This is a genomic window from Enterococcus sp. FSL R5-0957 (assembly GCF_038008005.1).
GTDB classification, from domain to species: Bacteria; Bacillota; Bacilli; order Lactobacillales; family Enterococcaceae; genus Enterococcus_B; species Enterococcus_B faecium.
Genome location: NZ_JBBOYG010000001.1, coordinates 1,022,146 through 1,038,613, shown reverse-complemented (window position 1 = coordinate 1,038,613; position 16,468 = coordinate 1,022,146). Strand labels below are relative to the sequence as shown.

The window sequence follows — 16,468 nt, the reverse complement described above, 5'->3', positions numbered from 1 at the left end:
CTTTTATTTCCGTCTTAAAGTGAGTGTACACCAAGATATATAGTCTAAAGCAAATGATACGCTCTAGCAATCGTTTTCATGAATTGCTAGTGTCCTTTTATTTCTATAAAGAAAGAGGTTGTGACAGAAGTGGTCAGCTTCAAGAAATTTCGGCTTATTTCCGAAGAAGCTACTTCTGAAAAACCATTTATTTGGAAAAAAAGGCTGTGACAATGTAGTGACCCCCAAAAGTTAGACTTTTTTGGAGTGGAGAAATCCACTCCTTTTTTCATGCTCTAAAATGATATTTTTACACAACCGTTACGGTTGTTTTACGAAATTGGACGGGACTTTGCCAGTTTAATTTCTGTTTTATCCGTTCATTATTGTAGTAATAGATATAGCTATCGATGGCTGATTTTAATTCCTCGAAACAGTTATAAACTTTCCCGTGAAAAATCTCTTGTTTTAATAAGCCAAAAAAATTCTCCATAAGTGAATTATCTAAGCAGTTCCCTTTCCGAGACATGCTTTGAAAGATTTTGTACTCCTTCAATTTGTTTCTATAAGCTTTCATTTGATACGCCCAACCTTGATCTGAGTGAAACGTACGACGATAGGGACAATCGTTAGTGGTCTGGATAGCTTCCTCCAAACCTTCCATTACCGCTAATGCATTGGGTTTTTCAGAGATACGATAGGATAAAATCTCACTATTGAACATATCCATAAAAGGATCTAGATACAATTTATTTTGACGGATAATGCCTTTGGCATCCACTTCATGGTATTTAAATTCAGTTGTATCCGTCGTGATTTTCTGATGGCAGATACTAGTGTAGAAACGACGATGGATCCGATTTTTGGCTACTGCTCCGACTTGACCTCGATAAGAATTGTAGCGCCGTGATTTACGTGTGTATGCCGTTACTTTTATTCCTAGCTTCTTGATCAGGCGCTGAACTTTCTTTTTATTGATAGAGAAACCGCGGTTTCTTAGTTCATTGGTCATCCGTAAACAGCCATAATCCTTGTGCTTCTCCCGAATTTTAAGCATTTCCGCTTCAATCTCTTGATCTGGATTTTTACGGTCCAATCGTTTTTGCCAGTACATAAAGGTTGCCTTAGGGAACTTTAAAGTTTCTAGAAGCTCAACTAATTTAAACGGTCCTCGGAGGCTTGCGATGATTCGTGCGATTGCTTCATTCGTCGTTGTTGGGCTTCCTGTTTTCGCAGCTTCCTCAATTCTTTTAAAAAGGCATTTTCAATTTGAAGGGAACGGACTCGTTTCTCCAACTCCTCGATGCGTTCACGTTCTTCAGACGTTGCTTTAGTTGTAGATTTTTTCTTATTTTTGGGTTCATTTTTCTTAGACAAGATAGGTGGACATCCTTTCGTTTTTGAGAGTCCATCGATCCCACCCTCACGGAATTGATGCATCCAACTAGCGATCAAATTAGGGTTGTTCATGTTAAGTGTGTTGGCAACTTCACGATAGGACAGCTCACTTGTTAGATATAACTCTATCGCATCCAGCTTAAATTGAACAGAATATTTTTTCTTTTGTCGCTTTCTTACTAGACCCTCTTCACCAAATTCTTGATAGGCATTGATCCAGCGCTTCACTTGTGATGGAGCCTTAATGGAATACTTCTTTGCCAGATAATCACTTCCGCCTTTGCCATCCAAATAATCATGAACGATCTTTAATTTAAGTTCAAAAGTATACTTAGCCATAAAAAATACCGACCTCCAAAAGTTAGATTTTTTGGTCTAACTTTTGGGGGTCGGTACACAAGACTTTTGTCACAGCCCCTTTCCTGGGCTTATTTATCACCCATTTTATTGTAATTGCTAGTTATACATAAACAAGAGATTTTATGCATAATGTTTTATTGCTGAGAAAAATATTCAGCTGTTGCTTGTTCATCCTCTTTGAGTTGTTCAATCAATTCCTCTACACTAGAAAATTTCACTTGATCTCTTAAAAATTGATTCCAGCGTACTGCGACATGTTCACCATAGATATCTTGATTAAAGTCCAAAATATACAACTCTACAGTCAGCTCCCGTCCTTCACCGAATGTATCATTATGTCCAATTGAACCCATGGCGGGATACCAAGTTTCCCCAATTTTTATTTCCGATACATAAACACCTTCTTTAGGCAAATGAACTGTGCTCTTTACTTTGACATTTGCTGTAGGGAATCCTAGTAGTCTGCCTCGTGCATCGCCATGGACAACTACCCCTTCTACCTCATATGTGCAACCTAATAGTTTTGCTGCTTCTTTTACTTGTCCGTTGTCTAGTAATCCTCGAATACGGGTAGAGCTGATTTTTTCACCTTGTTCTTCTTCTTTAGAAACTGTGACGATTTTGAATCTTCCTTTGGCATATTCAGGAAAATGAGCGACATCTGCAATGTCTTTTGGTCCATACGTATAATCAAAACCGGAAACAGCATATTTTGCATGTAACCCTACGATGTATTGATCAACAAATTCCTGCGGTGCTAAATGAGCAAAAGAAGAAGTAAAATCAACTTCATATAAATAATCTATACCCAAAGCGGCCATTTTTTCTTCTTTTTGCTTAAGGCTAGTCAAATATTTCACGCTGCTAGGATCGATCTTTTTAAAGACAATCGATGGATGCTGATTGAAAGTCATCAATGCTAATTTCAATCCTTCTTTTTGTGCAATTTCCATACCTGTCTTTATGACTTTCTGGTGTCCGATATGCACGCCGTCGAAAAATCCCAGCACTAAAACGACATCGTCTTCTGGAATTTGTTCTGATTGGTAAGGATGTCTGATCTTGATGATATTCATTCGTTATTCCTCATTTCTCAATACTTTACTAGGTTTTAATTTGTTTTTTTCTTTCGGGTTTGGCTGATAGATACTGATAACTTTTCCTTTATAAAACAAAGCAATTTCTTCTGACGGCATTTCTGGGAGCGCAAATACAGTATAATTAAGTCTCATACCGTTTTTTACTTTCTGCCATACTTCATCAGTAATATCTACTCGTTTGAACCGTTCCACTCCTTTTTCTATTGGCAGCAAACAATCATCGATTGTCCCATTTTTCACAGCTTGAGCTACTTCTTCTAATGTCAGAGCATCCTTCTGGGACATACCGGCACTTGCTGTTCGGGTCAGATCAGACATGTGCGCAGGGTAACCAAGTTTCTTGCCTGTATCTACAGCTAATGTGCGGACATAGGTTCCTTTCCCGCATTCTACTTCGAAGCGCCAAGAAATAGTTCCTGTCACTTCGTCTCTTGTCAATTCACTTGTCCGGATAAAACGGTAAATCTGAGCCTTTCTAACAGGCCGCTCCACTGTTTCATTATTGCGGGCATATTCATATAACCGCTTACCGTTGACTTTTACCGCTGAGTACATTGGTGGTATCTGGGTGATCTCACCAATAAATGAAGCCATCACTTCATCTATTTTTTTTTCAGATAAAGACATATCTACTGGTTTTGTTTCTACCCGTTCTCCGGATCGATCTTCCGTCGTTGTACTGAAACCTAGAGTTATCTCGCCTACATAGATTTTCCCAGAATCTGTCAAGTATTCGATAACTTTTGTGGCTTTTCCAATACAAATGGGCAACACACCGTCTACGTCTGGGTCAAGCGTACCCCCATGTCCGATTTTTTTCGTATGTAAGATTTTTCTTAATTTGAATACGCAATCATGACTTGTCATTCCGCGTTCTTTCCATAAAGGTAATAACCCGTCCATGTCTTTTCTCCATTTCATTTTTGATTTAACTGAATTATTATAACACATTGCATCAATTACTGACGAATTTGACATCATAATGAACGGTTTTTATTTTTCGGCAATAAAAACGTAACAAAATTCATGCTCACGTAAATAGAAATCATGTTATGCTTTTTTTAAAGGAGGGAATAGAATGGAAGATTTTTTCTTTGCACCATTTGATTGGGTTTATGGGTGGCTTACAGGTAAATAGATTGGTTTTCACTTCCCAAAAACGAAAAAAAAGACTGGCCATTCTTCCAGTCTTTTTTCCGTTTTTTTTATTTATTTTTTCAGTTTCTTAATCAATGTAAAAAATTCTGTTTTGCGGGATCGATTTTATCATTTTATTGGTCAAGATTTTTCCATTTCCAATCCAATACTTCTGGCAGATCAATACCATTTTCACGAATATAGTTTTGATGTTCTTGTAATTTCTGATCCATTTTTTTCGCAAAATCTTCTGCTTGACTTCCTTTGATTTTTAAAGCTGCGTCTTTTGCCAAATGATAACGATCAAGTTCATTTACTACACGCATGTCAAATGGTGTCGTGATATCTCCATTTTCTTTGTAGCCATGAATCATTAAATGATGGTTATGACGATCAAAGAAAATCGTGCGGACCAATGTTTCATAACCGTGGAAAGCAAATAAGATCGGTTTGTCTTTTGTAAAATATTGATCAAATTCTTCATCGCTCAACCCGCGCGGATCTTGACTTGGATGACGTAATTTCAATAAATCTACGACATTGATGAACCGAATTTTTAGTTTTGGGAATTCTTCCAGCAACAAAGTTACAGCTGCTAATGCTTCTAAGTTAGATTCCGTTCCTGCAGCAGCAATGACCAATTCAGGTTCCTCCTCTTTTGCTGTCGAAGCCCAATCAATGATTTTCAAGCCTTCATTCACTAAGACGGCTGCTTCTTCTGCTGAGTAAAATTGAGCACGCGGATGTTTGGAAGAGATGATCAAATTGATTTTTTCTGACGAGAGGAATGCTTTATCCATGACTGCAAGCAATGTATTTGCATCCGCAGGCAGATATTCACGGATGAACTCCGCCTTCTTTTCTGCCAAATGTGTCAATATTCCTGGATCTTGGTGGCTATATCCATTGTGATCTTGCTGGAAGACTGTTGAGCTTGCAATGAGATTTAGCGAAGGATAATCATTTCGCCAAGAAAGGTCATGTGATTTCCGCATCCATTTGAAGTGCTGAGTCAACATAGAATCAACCACTCGCAAGAATGATTCGTAACTTGCAAAAAAACCATGCCGTCCAGTCAGAACGTACCCTTCTAAGAACCCTTCATCTTGGTGTTCCGATAATTGACTGTCGATGACGCGACCAGATGGCGAAAGCCATTCATCATTTTCTGGTTCGATTTTTTCCATCCATTGGCGATTTGTCGTTTTGAAAACTTGATTCAATCGGTTTGATTTTGTTTCATCTGGTCCAAATATACGGAAATTTTCTGGATTTTTCTCAATGATCTCGCGAACGAATTTACCAAGTTCGGTCATATCTTCTGCTTTAATGGAGCCTGGTTTTTCAAATTGCAAAGTATATTTTTTCCAATCTGGCATAATAAGCGGTTTTGGATCGATTCCACCATTGGTGATAGGATTTTTTGCCATTCTTTGGTCACCAGTAGGCGCGATTTCTCTGATTTCTTCTAAAATACGTCCTTGTGCATCAAATAATTTTTCTGGTTCATAGGATTTCAGCCAACGGAGTAAAGCATCTGCATGATCCATATGTTCTTGATCTACAGGAATCGGTACTTGGTGTGCTCGGAAGGTTCCTTCAATTGGTTCCCCGTCCCATTCTTTTGGACCGGTCCATCCTTTTGGTGTGCGTACGATCAATACTGGCCATTTTGGCATTGCGACATCTGTTTCTGTCTTCAGGCGAGCTTCTTTTTGGATGGATTTAATTTTCTCGATTGCTTGATCCATTTTTTCAGCCATAACAGGATTTAATTTTTCTGGATCATTTCCTTCAATAAAGAAAGGTTCCCAGCCAAGTCCGTTAAAGTAATTTGCTAATTCTCCATCTGATTTACGTGCCAAGATCGTTGGGTTGGCTATTTTTGCACCATTTAAATGAAGGATCGGTAAAACAGCTCCATCTATCACTGGATTGATAAAGACATTTGAGAACCAGCTTCCAGCTAAAGGACCGGTTTCTGCTTCACCATCACCAATCACGACAGCAGAGATTACTTCAGGATTGTCTAATACAGCTCCGACTGCATGTGAAAGAGAGTATCCAAGCTCTCCGCCTTCATGGATAGAACCTGGTGTTTCTGGTGCTGCATGAGAAGCAATGCCTCCAGGAAATGAAAATCGTTTGAATAATTTTTGCATTCCTGTCTCATCCTCCGTTACTTCTGGAGAGATCTCTGTGTAACTTCCATCTAAATAAGCATTCGATACCATGACTTGTCCGCCGTGTCCTGGCCCTTCAATATAAAACATGTTCAAATCATATTTATTGATGACTCGGTTCAAATGGACATAAATAAAATTTTGGCCAGGAATCGTTCCCCAATGACCGATTGGATGTTTTTTGACATCTTCTGGTTTCAGTGTACGTCTCAGTAAGGGGTTATCTTTAAGATAAAGTTGCCCAACAGAAAGATAATTAGCAGCACGCCACCAAGCCGTCATTTTATCAAAGTATTCTTTACTAGAATAATCCATACATAACACTCCTTTTCATTATTACTCTTATTCTAGCGCAGATGCTCCTAATTGAAACCTAATAAGCACTTCTGTTCATTTGTTTGGATTTTATATATAGCCAAATGAACAGGTATAAAAAACCACGAAATTTTTCCTTTCGCTGACGTTTTTTACATTGATCCAAAAAACTTATCGTTATCACAATGGCTGTTCCGCAGTTCATTTCGCTCCTCATCATGCGTAATTTGCTGAATGACGCTGGGCCAGTTAACACATTGCTGGAAAACTGGGGCTGGATCGAGCAATTCCTTCTAGCTTCCGTTATCGGTATCTTGATCTTTATCTATATGCAAAAATTTATATACTACTAGAAAAAAGAAAGTCGAATTTTTTACTTTTCTTTTTCTCTTTTTTGGTTAGCTGACACGCTACCAGACTAAAGTCATGGAACTCTTAGGTAATACGTCTTAATGAAAACAAAAAAATCCCGCAACCCCTGATTTCACAGGTTTTGCGGGATTTTTTGATTAGTCTTTGTTCAAGTCGCGAAGCAATTCATCGATATGGTTGCCATAGACAACTGATTCATCAAGTTCAAAGAACAATTCAGGTGTCTTATAAATACTTAGATTGTGCCCTAACTCTCGACGAATCAATCCTGATGCTTTATTCAATCCATCTTGTGCTTTTTTCTTATCTGATGCTAAGTCAGATAAAATGCTGTAATAGATCGTTGCTTGCTGTAAGTCCCCCGTAACTTTCACATCTGTGATCGTTACGTTCTCCACACGAGGGTCACGCACCTTTTTGCGCAAAATATCATTGACTTCTTTTAAGATTTCTTGACCGACTCGGCGATCACGGTAGTTAGCCATAATGATTGGCCTCCTTTTATCAGTTTTTAGTCATTTTTGACTTCTTCCATGATAAATCCTTCAATTACGTCATCTACTTTGATGTCATTGAATTTTTCAATCATTGCACCACATTCATAACCCATTTTGACTTCTTTCACGTCATCTTTGAATCGTTTTAGACTTGCAAGTTGTCCTTCATAGATTACGATTCCGTCACGGATTACACGGACACCGCTATCTCTACGAATATATCCTTCTGTTACATAGGCACCTGCAATCGTACCAACTTTAGAAACTTTGAAGGTTTCACGAACGATCATTTGACCAGTGATTTTTTCTTCAAATTCAGGGTCTAGCATCCCTTTCATCGCAGTTTCGATTTCTTCGATGGCTTTATAGATGATACGGTGAAGACGAATATCGACTTCTTCAGTATCAGCTTGTACTTTTGCCTGCGGTGTAGGACGAACGTTGAAACCGATGATAATAGCGTTGCTGGCTGCTGCTAAGGTTACATCACTTTCATTGATTGCTCCGACAGCTGAATGGACGATTTTTACACGGACACCTTCCACATCAATCTTCTTCAATGATGCAGCCAGTGCTTCTGCTGAACCTTGTACATCTGCTTTGATGATTACGTTAACTTCTTTCAATTCGCCTTCTTTCAGGCTTTCAAATAAGTTGTCCAAAGTCACACGGCTTGTGGCAGCACGGTTTTCCAATAATGCACGTTTTGCGCGTTCTTCACCCGCTGCACGTGCTGTCTTTTCGTCTTCGAAGACTACGAAACGGTCACCTGCTTGAGGTACATCATTCAAGCCAGTGATTTCTACTGGCGTTGCAGGTCCTGCTTCTTTATCGCGACGGCCAAGATCGTTTGTCATTACACGGACACGTCCGTAAGTATTGCCTACAACGATTGGGTCACCAACATGAAGTGTTCCTTCTTGGACAAGTAAGGTTGACACAGGACCTTTACCTTTATCAAGACGTGCTTCGATCACTGTTCCGATTGCGCGTTGTGTTGGATCTGCTTTTAAATCTTCTACTTCTGCGACTAACAGGATCATTTCCAGCAATTCTTCAATGTTTTGGCCGAATTTCGCTGAGATCTCAACAAAGATTGTTTCTCCACCCCATGCTTCAGGAATTAACTCATACTCACTTAATTCTTGCATAACATGTTGAGGGTTTGCACCTGGTTTATCAATTTTATTTACAGCGACGATGATTGGAACGCCTGCAGCTTTGGCATGGTTGATTGCTTCAACTGTTTGTGGCATGACACCATCATCTGCAGCAACAACTAAAATCGTGATATCTGTGATACTTGCTCCACGTGCACGCATACTTGTAAAGGCAGCATGTCCTGGTGTATCCAAGAAAGTGATTGGTTTACCATCAATATCGATCTGGTAGGCACCGATATGCTGCGTGATTCCGCCTGCTTCTCCGCTTGTTACACGTGAATGGCGTAATGTATCCAATAAAGTTGTTTTCCCATGGTCTACGTGTCCCATAATCGTTACTACTGGCGGACGTGAGACTAATTTATCTGGATCGACTTCTTCTGCCTCGAAGAATTTATCGATATCAGCAATGTCAACTTGGACTTTTTCTTGTGGTTCCATGCCATAGTCCGTCGCTAACAGTTCAATCGTATCTTTATCCAGTGCTTGGTTTTGATTGACCATGACACCAAGCATAAATAATTTTTTAATGATTTCTGCTGGCTCACGATGAATTTTTTTCGCAATATCTGCTACGTTCATACCTTCAGTATACTCTAATACATCTGGCAATTCACGGAATTTGCGTGGTGGTACAGCTGGTTTAGTTGATTGTTGCTGTTTGCCTTTTTTACCTTTTTTATTATAACGATTACGGTTATTATTATTAAATTTGCCGCGATTGTTATTGTTTGGTTTGTTGTTATTGTTAGTACGGTTTTGATTGCCGCCTTGGCTCGTTCCTTGACGATTTTGGCTGCTGGTATTTCCCGTATTATTTTGGTTTGTTGTTGGTTTTTTTCCTTGATTCACTTGACCGCTCCCTTGACCGCGATCTTGATAACTGCGGTTATTTTTATTTTTTTGTTGATTGTTCGTTGTTTCTTTTTTACGTTGATCGTTCGGCTGTTGATTGGCTGGTTTTCTGCTTGCTTGTTGTGCAGCTTGTTGTTTCGTGCTTGGGTTTTTGAACGCTTGTTGCAATTTCTTCTCATCACTGCTAGTAATCGCACCCATATGGTTTTTCACATCGATGCCAAGTTGTTGTGCTTTTTCCACGACGTCTTTACTAGATTTTTTGAGTTCTTTTGCTAATTCATAGATTCTTTTGTTGCCCATGCGATCACCTTCCTAACCTTCAATTAGCTCCTTGGTCTTCTTCGCAAATCCGGCATCCATTATTCCGAATACCTTGCGAGGTTTTCCGATCATCTGCGTGATTTCTGCTTCAGAAAATAGCTCAAAGCAAGGAACTTCATAATATGAACTCTTATCTTTTATCTTTTTTCTTGTATTCTCGCTTGCATCGGTTGCCACAAACACCAATTTTGCTTTTTGTTTGCGGATTTCAGCAATGGTCAGTTCTTCACCCGTGATTAGTTTTCCCGCGCGCATCGCTAGACCGATGAGATTCATGGCTTTTTGCCGATTAACTGTATTCATTTTCCAAATAACTCTTTACGTGCTTTTTGGTGAGTGACATAGTCAAGAAGTTCTTGATAAAACTCATCTGTTAATGTTGTTTCGAGTACTCGATCGAGAATTTTTTTATCCCAAGCTTGTTGTACTTCTTCCGGCTCAAGTGAGACATACGCTCCTCGTCCAGGCATTTTTCCAGTTGGATCGATCGATACTTCCCCTTCTTTTGAACGGGTGATTCGGACCATCTCTTTTTTAGGTTTCATTTCACCTGAAACCACGGATTTGCGTAAAGGAATTTTCCTTTGTTTCATCTCTTTGCCTCCTTACTAAAGTTAAGCTTCTGGTTTTTCTTCGACCGTTTCATTGTTGAATGCAATTGTTTCATATTCATCGTCTGTTAAATCTGACTGAACGATTGCTTCATCATGCAGTTCTTCTGTTTCTTTTTGTTGTTCTTGATTTTCATAAAATTCCGTCATGTCAGATTCTGATTTGATATCGATTTTATGGTTAGTCAATTTAGCAGCTAAACGTGCATTTTGTCCGCGTTTACCGATTGCTAGCGATAATTGGTAGTCTGGAACGACAACTGTGCAGGCCTTTGGATTTGTCTCATCGAAGATCACATCCATGACTTGTGCAGGATTCAATGCATTTGCAATGAATACAGCTGGATCTTCATTCCATTCGACGATATCCATGTTTTCGCCTTTTAATTCATTGACGATTGCTTGAACTCGTTGTCCCTTTGGCCCGACACATGTACCGACTGCATCGATATTTGGATCATTTGAGCGAACTGCCACTTTTGAACGATCGCCAGCTTCACGGGCGATGCTGACAATTTCAACGATTCCATCATAGACTTCTGGTACTTCTTGTTCAAATAAGCGACGCAATAGGTCTGGATGGCTGCGGCTAACAAATACTTGCGGACCTTTAGACGTATTTTCTACTCGGGAAACATAAACTTTGATTCGATCATGTGGTTGATAAAATTCATTTGGCATTTGATCTTGTTTAGAAAGAACTGCCTCAATTTTACCAAGATTGACATAAATATAACGTTTATCCTGGCGTTCGACGATTCCTTGCATGATGTCTTTTTCATAAGCACTGAATTCGTTATAAATAATCGTTCTTTCTGCTTCACGTACACGCTGTAAAATAACTTGTTTAGCCGTTTGCGCAGCGATCCGCCCAAAATCTTTTGGTGTTACTTCAAAACGGATCGTATCACCGATCTCATATGCTGGATTGATTAAAAGTGCATCTTTCAATGAGACTTCCAACTGTGAATCCATCACTTCTTCCGTTACTTCTTTTACCGCATAGACATGGATCTTTCCTTTTTTCTGATCAAATTCCACTTCGACGTTTTGTGCTTGGCCATAGTGACGTTTGTATGCAGAAACCAATGCTGCTTCTAAAGCATCGATCACGATTTCTTTTGAGATCCCTTTTTCAGCTTCTAAAGCGTCTAACGCATTTAACATTTCTTTACTCATTTTTTTCTGATTCCTCTCCGTGATTAAAATTGGATAGCTAAGCGAGCTTTTGCAATATTTTTTCGGTCAAAAGTCAATTCTTTTTCTCGTGTTTTTATGCGTATTTTCAATGTAAGCTGTTCAGCATCAAATGATTGAAGAAATCCTTCATATTGTTTTTCGCCATCTACTGGTTGGTATAAGGAGACATGGACATAATCACCAAGTGCCTTTTCATAGTCGCTTTCTTTTTTCAATGGCCGCTCTGCTCCCGGGGAGGATACCTCCAGGAAATAAGCTTGAGGAATCGGATCTGGATCTGCTACATCAAGTTTTTCACTCAGTTTCTCACTGACAAAGGCGCATTCTTCGATATCGATACCGCCTTCTTTGTCAATAAATACTCGTAAGAACCAGCTTTTTCCTTCTTTTACAAATTCGACTTCGACAAGTTCAAAATTTTGTTCATCTAAAATCGGTGTCACCATTTCTGTGACTGTTTCAACGACGCTACTCAAAAGTTTCGCCTCCTTAAAAATTAAGTGCGTAATTCCATTAAAAAGAGTGAGCGAAAAATCCGCTCACTCACAGTTAGTATCATTACCTATAAGAACTATACCATACTCTGCTTAAAATTACAAGCAGACAGGAAAACAGATGCTTATAGCATATCGAATAACGATAATTGGTTTTCATCTGGTAGATCTTTCAATACGCCATTGTCGTTCATATATTCGATCAATGTTTTTGAAACTTTACCGCGGGTGGCAAGATCTTCTTTGGATAAAAATGGACCGTCTTTTCTTGCTTCAACGATTTGTTTTGCCACGTTGGTTCCCAAACTTGGGACAGCTCTAAATGGTGCGATCAACGTATCACCTTCAATAACAAAGTTAACGGCATCCGATTTATACAAATCAATCATTCCAAATTTGAATCCTCGTTCCAGCATTTCATTGGCTAACTCCAGCACTGTCAGTTGATTCTTTTCTTTTACGGAAGCATCTAATCCTTTGTCCGTGATTTCTTTCATTGCTTGTTTCACAGCATCTTTTCCTTTGCACATGGAGACTAGATCAAAGTCGTCTGCACGTACAGAAAAGTATGCACAGTAATACAAAATAGGGAAATAAACCTTGAAATAAGCGACACGAAGAGCCATCAATACGTAAGCTGCAGCATGGGCTTTCGGAAACATATATTTGATTTTTGAACAAGAATCGATATACCAGTCGGGCACCTTATTTTCTTTCATCGCCGATAGATAGGTTTCTCGCAATTCATCAGGGATCTTGTTCCATTGTCCTTTACGAACAGTTTCCATGATTTTAAATGCCATCCCGCTATCTAATCCAGCATGGATCAAATAAACCATAATATCATCACGACAGCCGATTACTTCCGCCAGTGTCGCATCTCCTCGTCGAATCAATTCTTCCGCATTTCCTAACCATACGTCTGTACCATGAGATAGTCCGGAAATTTGCAGTAGTTCTGCAAAAGTTGTAGGATGCGTTTCTTCTAGCATCCCTCGAACAAAACGAGTGCCGAATTCTGGAATACCTAATGTCCCTGTTTTGGAATAAATTTGTTCCTGACTTACTCCAAGTACTTCAGGACCGGCAAATATCCGCATCACTTCCGGGTCATCCGTAGGGATCGTTTGTGGATCGATCCCTGATAAATCTTGAAGCATCCGAATAACAGTTGGGTCATCATGCCCTAGAATATCTAATTTCAATACATTATCGTGAATCGAGTGGAAATCAAAATGAGTCGTTTTCCATTCCGAATTTTGATCGTCTGCTGGATATTGGATCGGCGTAAAATCATAGACATCCATATAATCGGGAATAACGATGATCCCCCCTGGATGCTGGCCGGTTGTCCGTTTGACTCCAGTAGCGCCTTTTGCTAATCTGTCGACTTCTGCACTTCGAAACTGCAGATTATTGTCCCTTTCGTATCCTTTTACATAGCCATATGCTGTTTTGTCGGCGACTGTACCAATCGTTCCGGCACGGTAAACATAGTCTTCGCCAAACAATACTTTCGTATAGTTATGGGCTTCTGCTTGATAATCACCTGAGAAGTTCAAATCAATATCGGGCACTTTGTCTCCATGGAATCCTAAAAATGTCTCAAATGGAATATCATGACCGTCTTTGTTTAAGCGTGCACCACATTTTGGACATTGTTTTTCTGGCATGTCAAATCCAGAACCATACGTACCATCTTCAAAAAACTCGGAATATTGGCACTCTGGACAATAATAATGAGGGGCTAACGGATTAACTTCAGTGATTCCTGTCATCGTCGCAACAAAGCTAGAGCCAACAGAGCCACGTGAACCTACTAGATAGCCATCTTCATTACTTTTATGCACTAGTTTTTGGGCGATCAGATAAATAACCGAGAAGCCATTACCATTAATAGAATTCAACTCTTTTTCTAATCGTTTTTGAATGATCTCAGGTAACGGATCTCCGTACATTTGTTTTGCTTTTGTGTAACTCAATTCTGATATTTCATCTTCTGAACCTGGAATCTTCGGTGTATAAAGTTCATCTTTGACTGGAATCACTTCTTCGCAGATATCTGCGATTTTATTCGTATTTTCTACTACGATCTCTATCGCTGTTTCTTCCCCTAAAAAGTGAAATGCAGTTAGCATCTCATCGGTTGTTCGGAAATGGACATCCGGCAAACTATGACGATTCAACGGATTCGCTCCGCCCATAGAATTGATCAAAATTTTTCGGTAAATGGCATCTTCTTCGTTCAGATAATGTACATTACCTGTTGCAACAACGATTTTATCCAAACTTTTTCCGATTTCTACCAAATTTTGGATAATTTCTTCCAAATCATGTTCATTTTTTACCAATTCTTGCTCGATCAAAGGCGCATAGACCGCTTTTGGCATAACTTCAATATAATCGTAGAATTTTGCTCGGTTTCTTGCCTCTTCTACCCCTTTTTGCATCATGGCTTCGAATATTTCTCCCTTATCACAAGCTGAGCCGATCAATAGATTTTCACGCATCTTTTTCAATTGGGAGCGTGGTATTCGTGGGACGCGTTCGAAGTATTCGACATTCGACATTGAAATCAGTTTGAACAAATCTTTCAGTCCTGCCTGATTTTTTGCTAAAATCGTTACATGGAAAGGTCGGGCTCGTTTGTAAGAATCTCCTTCTCCGATATGCTCATTTAGCTGATCATGATAAAGCATGTTATGATTGTCCATTGCCTCTTTCACAAAGATCCATGCTAAGTGACCAGTTGCTTCAGCATCATAGATTGCTCGGTGATGCTGTTCCAAGCTGACACCAAATTTTTTAGATAACACTCCTAATCCGAAACGTTTGAATTGAGGATACAGATATCTAGCTAACTCCAACGTATCAATGACTGGATTGGCCGCTTCAGGAATACCATACCTTGCGTAGCTAGTATTCAAGAACCCCATATCAAAAGCCGCGTTGTGGGCTACTAAAATTGTATCTTTTGAAAATTCAAGGAACATCCGCAATACTTCTTCTTCCGACTTTGATCCTCGAACCATTTCATCCGTGATACCAGTCAGATCTACCGTTGTTCGTGACAAAGGATGTCCTGGATCGATAAATTCATCAAAGCTTTCGATCACATTTCCTTTATACATTTTGACTGCGGCTAGCTCGATGATCGTGTCATATACTGCAGACAATCCTGTCGTTTCCACGTCAAATACGACATATGTGGCTTCACTCAATGCTTCATGTGCATCATTATAAGCAATTGGGACACCATCATCTACGACATTCGCTTCCACGCCGTATAAGATTTTCACACCTGCTTTTTTTCCAGCACTATGTGCTTCCGGAAAGGCTTGCGCACCACCGTGGTCTGTAATGGCGATAGCTCGGTGTCCCCATTTCCCTGCCTGTGCCACAAGATCAGAGATGCTGTTTGTTGCATCCATCGTACTCATATTGCTATGAACATGAAGCTCTACTCGTTTTTCCCCTTCAGGAGCATAATCTTTGCGAGGTGTATGTTTGACTTCTATGATATCTTGCGCATTCATGACCAAATCACGGACAAACGTATCTTCTTGAATACTTCCCCGTACCTTTAACCAGCTACCGACACTGATCGCATCAAATACTTGTTCATCTTTTTCGCCGTTCGAGAATTTTTTGACGATAAATGATGAAGTATAATCTGTGATTTTCAAAGTCAAGATCTTGCGTTTTGAACGTAGTTCTCTGACTTCTTTGTCGAATACGTACCCCTCAAGTGTGACTCTTCGTTCTTCTTCAACGATACTGATCATTGGTGTCGTTGGTTCATCGGCTGGAATATTTCGTCCTAGCTGGATGGGTCCTTCAAGAGCTGGCGATTGCTCTTTTCTTTCCTTTTTCTTTTGTTCGTGGACAACTAGACTTTCAGCTGCTTGCTTCATAAAGGCTTCTGCCTGTTCTTGTTTGCGTTCTTCAAAAAGTTTCAATACACGTTCCGCTTGCTGCTCATCCACTTCTGGTTCGATACGAAATTTTGGGAATCCGTAACTGACGAACAACTCTTCTACTAATGGCAAGTATTGTTGCTTCAAATAAGAAATAGCTCCTGTACTGTCGATTGGCAAGATGACTTTACGATCTTTTATCACAGGTACCTGCGTTTTCAATACTTGCTGTGCTAGTGGTGTATCGCATTGCTGATTTTCCAAAGCTTGGGCCCAGTAATCTTGCAAGAGCTGTTCATCGAATGTCTGGTCATCTGCTAAGATATTCAGTTTGACTTGTGCAATATCTTTAAAAGCGATAGTCAGATGCTGAGTCAATGACCGATATAGCATAATAGGCAAAATTTTGGAAAAATGCAGCGTAAATTCCCATAAACGCGATTTACGATGGACCACTACACTATCCATTTCACCAGCAGTAAGCAGTGGATGATTTCTTTCTGCTTCCTCTAGTTGGATTTGTTCCAACAGTTTTTCAAATAAATCTCGTTTTTCTGACAAAG

Annotated in this window: 12 protein-coding genes; all 12 read right to left on the bottom strand. The window is 39.6% G+C overall.

Going from position 1 to position 16,468, the window contains the following annotated elements:
* Positions 1 to 289: 289 nt before the first annotated feature.
* The gene (locus tag MKX69_RS14075) at positions 290 to 1,165 is read right to left on the bottom strand and encodes an IS3 family transposase (protein WP_445666854.1); all 876 of its coding nucleotides are present in this window, start codon (positions 1,163 to 1,165) and stop codon (positions 290 to 292) included.
* The gene (locus MKX69_RS14070) at positions 1,135 to 1,716 is read right to left on the bottom strand and encodes a transposase (RefSeq protein ID WP_341008892.1); all 582 of its coding nucleotides are present in this window, start codon (positions 1,714 to 1,716) and stop codon (positions 1,135 to 1,137) included. The genes MKX69_RS14075 and MKX69_RS14070 overlap by 31 nt, the downstream gene beginning before the upstream one ends.
* A 155-nt stretch (positions 1,717 to 1,871) precedes the next feature.
* Entirely contained in the window at positions 1,872 to 2,813 is a 942-nt protein-coding gene (ribF, locus tag MKX69_RS04975) for a riboflavin biosynthesis protein RibF (RefSeq protein WP_341009095.1), read from the bottom strand.
* Positions 2,814 to 2,816: 3 nt separating this feature from the next.
* Positions 2,817 to 3,740 (bottom strand): tRNA pseudouridine(55) synthase TruB, encoded by a 924-nt coding sequence (gene truB, locus MKX69_RS04970; RefSeq protein ID WP_341009093.1) that lies wholly within the window; start codon positions 3,738 to 3,740, stop codon positions 2,817 to 2,819.
* Positions 3,741 to 4,108: 368 nt separating this feature from the next.
* Positions 4,109 to 6,472, bottom strand: coding sequence for a phosphoketolase family protein (locus MKX69_RS04965; protein WP_341009091.1), 2,364 nt, complete (start codon positions 6,470 to 6,472; stop codon positions 4,109 to 4,111).
* A 509-nt stretch (positions 6,473 to 6,981) separates the two neighbouring features.
* Positions 6,982 to 7,329, bottom strand: coding sequence for a 30S ribosome-binding factor RbfA (gene rbfA, locus MKX69_RS04960; RefSeq protein WP_002294142.1), 348 nt, complete (start codon positions 7,327 to 7,329; stop codon positions 6,982 to 6,984).
* 26 nt (positions 7,330 to 7,355) lie between these two features.
* Positions 7,356 to 9,662 (bottom strand): translation initiation factor IF-2, encoded by a 2,307-nt coding sequence (gene infB, locus MKX69_RS04955; RefSeq protein WP_002294141.1) that lies wholly within the window; start codon positions 9,660 to 9,662, stop codon positions 7,356 to 7,358.
* 12 nt (positions 9,663 to 9,674) lie between these two features.
* Positions 9,675 to 9,986: a YlxQ-related RNA-binding protein gene (locus MKX69_RS04950; protein WP_002288509.1), complete on the bottom strand. Its 312-nt coding sequence runs from the start codon at positions 9,984 to 9,986 to the stop codon at positions 9,675 to 9,677.
* A complete protein-coding gene (gene rnpM, locus MKX69_RS04945; protein ID WP_002288501.1) occupies positions 9,983 to 10,276 on the bottom strand; it encodes an RNase P modulator RnpM in 294 nt (97 codons plus the stop codon). Before rnpM ends, MKX69_RS04950 begins: the two co-directional genes overlap by 4 nt.
* Positions 10,277 to 10,297: 21 nt before the next feature.
* The gene (gene nusA / locus MKX69_RS04940) at positions 10,298 to 11,473 is read right to left on the bottom strand and encodes a transcription termination factor NusA (protein ID WP_002288500.1); all 1,176 of its coding nucleotides are present in this window, start codon (positions 11,471 to 11,473) and stop codon (positions 10,298 to 10,300) included.
* 23 nt (positions 11,474 to 11,496) lie between these two features.
* Positions 11,497 to 11,970, bottom strand: coding sequence for a ribosome maturation factor RimP (gene rimP, locus MKX69_RS04935; RefSeq protein WP_341009087.1), 474 nt, complete (start codon positions 11,968 to 11,970; stop codon positions 11,497 to 11,499).
* 143 nt (positions 11,971 to 12,113) lie between these two features.
* Positions 12,114 to 16,466, bottom strand: coding sequence for a PolC-type DNA polymerase III (locus MKX69_RS04930; RefSeq protein WP_341009085.1), 4,353 nt, complete (start codon positions 16,464 to 16,466; stop codon positions 12,114 to 12,116).
* Positions 16,467 to 16,468: the final 2 nt, after the last annotated feature.

Excerpts from the sequence above, each read along its gene's own strand:
- MKX69_RS14070 (WP_341008892.1), bottom strand. The coding sequence starts at position 1,716 with ATGGCTAAGTATACTTTTGAACTTAAATTAAAGATCGTTCATGATTAT.
- ribF (WP_341009095.1), bottom strand. The coding sequence starts at position 2,813 with ATGAATATCATCAAGATCAGACATCCTTACCAATCAGAACAAATTCCA.
- truB (WP_341009093.1), bottom strand. The coding sequence starts at position 3,740 with ATGGACGGGTTATTACCTTTATGGAAAGAACGCGGAATGACAAGTCAT.
- MKX69_RS04965 (WP_341009091.1), bottom strand. The coding sequence starts at position 6,472 with ATGGATTATTCTAGTAAAGAATACTTTGATAAAATGACGGCTTGGTGG.
- rbfA (WP_002294142.1), bottom strand. The coding sequence starts at position 7,329 with ATGGCTAACTACCGTGATCGCCGAGTCGGTCAAGAAATCTTAAAAGAA.
- infB (WP_002294141.1), bottom strand. The coding sequence starts at position 9,662 with ATGGGCAACAAAAGAATCTATGAATTAGCAAAAGAACTCAAAAAATCT.
- MKX69_RS04950 (WP_002288509.1), bottom strand. The coding sequence starts at position 9,986 with ATGAATACAGTTAATCGGCAAAAAGCCATGAATCTCATCGGTCTAGCG.
- rnpM (WP_002288501.1), bottom strand. The coding sequence starts at position 10,276 with ATGAAACAAAGGAAAATTCCTTTACGCAAATCCGTGGTTTCAGGTGAA.
- nusA (WP_002288500.1), bottom strand. The coding sequence starts at position 11,473 with ATGAGTAAAGAAATGTTAAATGCGTTAGACGCTTTAGAAGCTGAAAAA.